Source organism: Achromobacter marplatensis, from assembly GCF_002209535.1.
GTDB lineage: Bacteria > Pseudomonadota > Gammaproteobacteria > Burkholderiales > Burkholderiaceae_B > Achromobacter > Achromobacter marplatensis.
Map to the genome: position 1 here is coordinate 1 of NZ_NJIG01000038.1, position 4,396 is coordinate 4,396.

Below are 4,396 nucleotides of genomic sequence, written 5' to 3' on the forward strand. Positions count from 1 at the left end.
AAGCGCTGCTGATCTCGGTCCAGCGCATCGCCAGCAGCGGGAGCGGGGCGGCGCAGCGCCTTCATGGCTTCGTACAGCAGCTGCGTGGCCGAGTTCTTCCGGCCATCGTGGTACAGGTACTGCTCAATGCGCTGGGCCACGTCTGCCGGGCTGCCATACCCCTGCGCCGCCCGCTCATCGGCTACAGGGGCGCTTGCCAGGGCGGCGCGGCCTGCCGAATAGGCAAGTTGCGCGAGGCTGATAGCGTCCTTGTTCAAATCGCTAGGCTCGAACTGGGTTTGTCCAAGGTATAGCCACGCCTCGAACGCCTCTTCCTCATCGCCCGCCTGCACGCCCTCCGCGCGCAGCTTGGACAGCACAGCCCTCTCAATGGCGCGGGGGACGTGCCACGAAAATTCGGCACGGGACTCGATGTCTCGGATTTCGTCATCCGTCAGCACGGGCTGGGCGGCGTTGTTCTCAGTCATGGCTTTCCTTGGTGGTGGGCTGGGCGGCGCGGATCAGGCTACGCACGCCGCGATGGTCCTTGGTGCTGCCGCGCATGCGCCATAGGCCGGTGCCAGGCCAGAAGTCGTAGGTGTGGCCGTTGGCGCCGGTCACGATCAAATGCGCACCGGCGTTCCGGCTCACGAATTGGATGCCGGCGTCTGCCAGCGACCGCGCAGACTGCTCGCGGTTGTCGGCTCGCTTCTGCTGGCTGCGTTCCTTGAGGGCTGGCTTCACGTCGCGCCAGAAATCTCCCATGTCACCCATCACGCCTCCTTCCGCTGGGACTGCTGGGCGTCGTGATGCGCCGTAGCTTCCTCCGGGCTGGCAAGCTCGAAATGGGGGTGTTCTTTGCCGTCGGGCGTGACCACCACCATCCGGTGGGTCTTGAATAGGCCGCCCAGGCTCCAGTTGCAGGGTTGGCCGTCTGGCTCCTTTCGAGGCGACCCGGCGCCAGTGAAACGCCCGACGCAGGAGAAACCGATATAGCGGCTCACATCGTCCCAATCCTTGCCAGCGCCGGCCGCGATGAAGTCAAGCGCGTTCTGCAAGGTGCCGCACATGGGGCACTTCACCGTGGTCAGCTCGCTGCGGCTGGCTTGGGCCATGCACGCGGCCTGAAACTCTTCGAGAGTCATGCGCTTCATGCTTCATCCCCTTTGCGCTGCTGGGACTGCTGGGCAATGGCTTCGAACGCCGCGCCGACATGCTCGTGCCAGGCGGCTCCGTGTTTCAGGTAATGCCCGAGCAAGAAATGGATCACCGCCGCTTGCTCGTGCTCAGCCTTGTTCTTGATGGAGTGACCGCCAGCCCTGAGCAGCGTTGCCAACTCTACGCACGCGAAATTGGGCCGCCCCAGTATCTCGATGAGGTCGTCATCAAGAGGCGGCAGCGCATCGCCAGCAGCGGGAGCGTGGAGGTCGGCATAGTCGCTGCTGGCCTCCCATTGCCGCTGCACCGCTTCCACGTCTCCTGATGGGCACGTCCGGTCTAGCCATCGCTCAAATGCCGCCTGCTCGTCCTTCTCCCCCTCAGTCGCTACCGTGGAGGCGGGGCGGCACGATTTGACGTACCCCGCAATGCCGGGGATGTCCTCGAAGGCGAACAAGAAGCCGCGGCCGTCGCAGCATTCGCATTCTTCTTTGAACGTCTGCAAATCGGTGGCACACATGCCGACCCGGCGCTCGACATAGACGAAGCCGTAGCCATCGCAGTCTTCGCAGGTCAGTTCCCAATCCCGTTCGGGCTCTGCGCTGGCAGGTGCAGCGGCGATCATGGCAGCGTAGGCACCATGAAACTCGACGTCGGTGTCGTCGTTGAAGGGTGCAGTATCCCAGGCGTCTTGCATGGCCTTCGTCGCGCGTTTGGGCACCATCTTCCAATCTTTGTTCGTGTTCATGCTCTCAGCTCCAAATCTCGGCTCGGAATATCCAGATGACCGCCAGGGCGACGTACACAGCAAAAGCAGCCAAGGCACATGCAATAGGGTTAAGACCTCCTGGAGTTTCATCGTCCTCGGCGGGGAACCATTTATCGGTGTGGCGCATGGGATCTCCAGGCAATAGAAGGGCAGCCCCGGCCAGACTGCGGGGTAAGGTGGGGCTGCGGGGGATTAGGCGGCGGGACGGAAGCGGTTAGGTGACTGGCGGTTTATTGATCTACCCGCCGTAGGGCTACCACTCCAGATGTTGCTGATCGTCCCCCGAGATAGATGGAAGTACTCAGCCAGTTCATAGACGGTCAGTGTTCCCCGCATGGCGAGGATGTAATCGATATGGTCGTGATTCAGTGGCTGGCCCTTGGGAGGCGGTACGGGCGCTTCGAACTCTGGGTGCAAGAAGGGGGCCGGAGGCGGAATGTTCGGCTCCCATCCGGAGCGATCCCGCACGATGAAATCGATGCCGTTCATAACCGCTCCTAGCTGCGGATCTTTTGAAAGGTTTGTTGGACCAGTTCGATGAATTCAGCACGGCGGATGCGAAGCCGTTCAATTTCCTCCTGGTAGTCTTTTGCCCATAGCCGATAGACCAGCAGTCGCTTGTCTTCCGGGAAGTCTGAGCAGTAGCTAACGAAGTCGAACCAGTCTCGCCCCGTGCAGTCCAGATGGCCGATTAGTTGCCATCGGTAGGCGGGGTCGAAATCGCCGCGGGTCAAGGTTGCGTAATGAGTGCTGGCAATGACGGACTTGATTTCTACCCCTCCGTCATCGTTTACCAAGCCGTCCGGTGAGTCGCCGTAGGTGTCATGGCAGAAGAAGCCGCCGTTGCTGACGTCTACGAAGTATTCTTCCTCATAGAGCATGCGGGCGACTGGCTCCTGTTCGTGGCCGCGCTCCATGTGCTCGTTGTTGAAGCTGTATTCGGCTTTCTTGCCCGTAGCCAGTTCCAGGGCGAGTTGCAGGGCGTAGCGCTTGGCCGGGTCGCCGAAGGCTTTGCCGTAGTTCGCCATGATGCAGCCGAAGTTTGAGGCGGTCGCCTTCCCCAACCGCAACGCCTGCCATTCATCAGTGTTCTGCTGAACGTCATGAAACTGCATTTGCAGGCTCCCCGGCCTCGCACTCTTCGATGAGTTGGGCCTGATGCTCTTCTGACATGCCGACCCGAGCCAGTACCGCGTCCAGGCTGCCGTCACGCTTGTATGCTGACTTGGCGTTTTCCCAGGCCTTCGTTTGGTTCGGCGTCAGGTACTTGCGCTCTGGAGCGTGTGGGCTAATACGCAGGCCTTCGACCGTCTCCTTTCCGAACCGGACGTTGTGGTCCACGTAGACAGTGATGCGGATGTTTTGCCAGTCGTCGATGAATGCCGAGCCGGTCAGGCCCTTCATAGTCTTGCTGTTTGACGCGTTCAGGATCATCGGTTTCAGCTTCTCGCCTGGTCGCAGCTCCTTTTCGACGAAGTGAGCAGTGTTAAACATGTCCTTCGTCTTTTTGGTCCGATCAATCTCAAGCGAGACACGGGAAACCGTCAAAACGGTCGGCTCGACGATATCGGCGCTGCTCAGGTACGGGCTGTCAAAAGCCTTCCTGTAGTGGGTCTTCTCAGTCATAGTTATTCCTTCGCTGCGTACTTGGTGCCGCCATCCTTCGCCCAGCGTTCGTTAGAAGCTTGGTCTGCCTGCTGCTGACTTCCCAGCACGCCGACGATGGCGCAGATGATCGAAAAAATGCCCACGGCGGTGTGGGCATCGGTTTGGAGTAGCTTGCGCAGGAGGCGGATCATTGGGCTTGTCCCTTTGCTTTAGCCAGAGCGGCACGGGCGGCGTCAATGCGCGGCTGAATTTCTTCTGCGCAGCCTTCCCACCGGTGATCGTGCTTCGCTGCATCCCGCATGTTCCCCTGGGCGATCAGCATGTCGGTGAATAGATCGTCCAGCGCCTTGAAAATCTCGGGCGCCGCTGCAATCAGGTTGGCGTTAGGGCCAAGAACTCCATTCAGGCCGGGGAACCGGTGCGGTTGCTCGGCGCCAAGCTTTGCGATTTGCGGCGATTCCAGCGTGCATACCTGATAGTCGGCCGCTCCGCCCAAGATGTGGCATGGGTAAACGCTGCCGTCTTCCATAATCTCGCGGTCCACGATGCGCCACGGCCCGGGCGTGTGCTTCGTCGTCATGCTTCACCTCGCGCGGCCAGCATGGCGTCGACGACCTTGGCGCGCAGGTCTTCCATGGAATCGCTTGAGTAGGCGGCTTGCAGTTCGATCGCGGTTTGGCTGCCAGCCTTGAAATCAGCGCGCCGACCGTCCTGATGCGCCGCGCGCAGTCCGCCAGGGATTTCTGCGAGGTAATGCCCGTCGTGGAAAAGGGCCAAAATGTTGCCGTTTGGCGTGGTCATGCTTACCCCTCCAGTTCGATGTTGATCGCGTGCTTGATATCCCGCTGCAAGGGCAAGCACCATTGAGAATTGCTGTTCATC

11 protein-coding genes are annotated in these 4,396 nt (G+C 60.6%); all 11 read right to left on the reverse strand.

Annotation, left to right across the window (positions count from 1 at the left end; genetic code table 11):
- A partial coding sequence (locus CEY09_RS31600) for a hypothetical protein (protein WP_420093587.1) occupies positions 1-467 on the reverse strand: 467 nt, incomplete at its 3' end.
- Entirely contained in the window at positions 460-753 is a 294-nt protein-coding gene (locus tag CEY09_RS31605; protein ID WP_088591658.1) for a hypothetical protein, read from the reverse strand. The genes CEY09_RS31605 and CEY09_RS31600, both read right to left, overlap by 8 nt.
- Positions 753-1,133 (reverse strand): VVA0879 family protein, encoded by a 381-nt coding sequence (locus CEY09_RS31610; protein WP_088591659.1) that lies wholly within the window; start codon positions 1,131-1,133, stop codon positions 753-755. The genes CEY09_RS31605 and CEY09_RS31610 overlap by 1 nt, the downstream gene beginning before the upstream one ends.
- Positions 1,130-1,885, reverse strand: coding sequence for a hypothetical protein (locus CEY09_RS31615; RefSeq protein ID WP_088591660.1), 756 nt, complete (start codon positions 1,883-1,885; stop codon positions 1,130-1,132). The genes CEY09_RS31610 and CEY09_RS31615 overlap by 4 nt, the downstream gene beginning before the upstream one ends.
- 4 nt (positions 1,886-1,889) lie before the next feature.
- Positions 1,890-2,033, reverse strand: a complete 144-nt coding sequence (locus CEY09_RS32235) for a hypothetical protein (protein WP_158218702.1) — start codon at positions 2,031-2,033, stop codon at positions 1,890-1,892.
- Between the two features lie 65 nt (positions 2,034-2,098).
- Positions 2,099-2,395: a helix-turn-helix domain-containing protein gene (locus tag CEY09_RS32120; RefSeq protein WP_143219599.1), complete on the reverse strand. Its 297-nt coding sequence runs from the start codon at positions 2,393-2,395 to the stop codon at positions 2,099-2,101.
- A gap of 8 nt (positions 2,396-2,403) precedes the next feature.
- Complete coding sequence (locus tag CEY09_RS31620) at positions 2,404-3,021, reverse strand: lambda exonuclease family protein (protein WP_088591661.1); 618 nt, start codon at positions 3,019-3,021, stop codon at positions 2,404-2,406.
- Positions 3,008-3,532 (reverse strand): hypothetical protein, encoded by a 525-nt coding sequence (locus tag CEY09_RS31625; RefSeq protein WP_088591662.1) that lies wholly within the window; start codon positions 3,530-3,532, stop codon positions 3,008-3,010. Before CEY09_RS31625 ends, CEY09_RS31620 begins: the two co-directional genes overlap by 14 nt.
- 2 nt (positions 3,533-3,534) lie before the next feature.
- The gene (locus CEY09_RS32240) at positions 3,535-3,705 is read right to left on the reverse strand and encodes a hypothetical protein (RefSeq protein WP_158218703.1); all 171 of its coding nucleotides are present in this window, start codon (positions 3,703-3,705) and stop codon (positions 3,535-3,537) included.
- Positions 3,702-4,094: a hypothetical protein gene (locus tag CEY09_RS31630; RefSeq protein ID WP_088591663.1), complete on the reverse strand. Its 393-nt coding sequence runs from the start codon at positions 4,092-4,094 to the stop codon at positions 3,702-3,704. The genes CEY09_RS32240 and CEY09_RS31630 overlap by 4 nt, the downstream gene beginning before the upstream one ends.
- Positions 4,091-4,396, reverse strand: a 306-nt coding sequence (locus CEY09_RS31635) for a hypothetical protein (RefSeq protein WP_208625089.1), incomplete at its 5' end; no start/stop codon positions are given. The genes CEY09_RS31630 and CEY09_RS31635, both read right to left, overlap by 4 nt.

Excerpts from the sequence above, each read along its gene's own strand:
- CEY09_RS32240 (WP_158218703.1), bottom strand. The coding sequence starts at position 3,705 with ATGATCCGCCTCCTGCGCAAGCTACTCCAAACCGATGCCCACACCGCC.
- CEY09_RS31630 (WP_088591663.1), bottom strand. The coding sequence starts at position 4,094 with ATGACGACGAAGCACACGCCCGGGCCGTGGCGCATCGTGGACCGCGAG.
- CEY09_RS31625 (WP_088591662.1), bottom strand. The coding sequence starts at position 3,532 with ATGACTGAGAAGACCCACTACAGGAAGGCTTTTGACAGCCCGTACCTG.
- CEY09_RS32120 (WP_143219599.1), bottom strand. The coding sequence starts at position 2,395 with ATGAACGGCATCGATTTCATCGTGCGGGATCGCTCCGGATGGGAGCCG.
- CEY09_RS31610 (WP_088591659.1), bottom strand. The coding sequence starts at position 1,133 with ATGAAGCGCATGACTCTCGAAGAGTTTCAGGCCGCGTGCATGGCCCAA.
- CEY09_RS32235 (WP_158218702.1), bottom strand. The coding sequence starts at position 2,033 with ATGCGCCACACCGATAAATGGTTCCCCGCCGAGGACGATGAAACTCCA.
- CEY09_RS31615 (WP_088591660.1), bottom strand. The coding sequence starts at position 1,885 with ATGAACACGAACAAAGATTGGAAGATGGTGCCCAAACGCGCGACGAAG.
- CEY09_RS31620 (WP_088591661.1), bottom strand. The coding sequence starts at position 3,021 with ATGCAGTTTCATGACGTTCAGCAGAACACTGATGAATGGCAGGCGTTG.
- CEY09_RS31605 (WP_088591658.1), bottom strand. The coding sequence starts at position 753 with ATGGGTGACATGGGAGATTTCTGGCGCGACGTGAAGCCAGCCCTCAAG.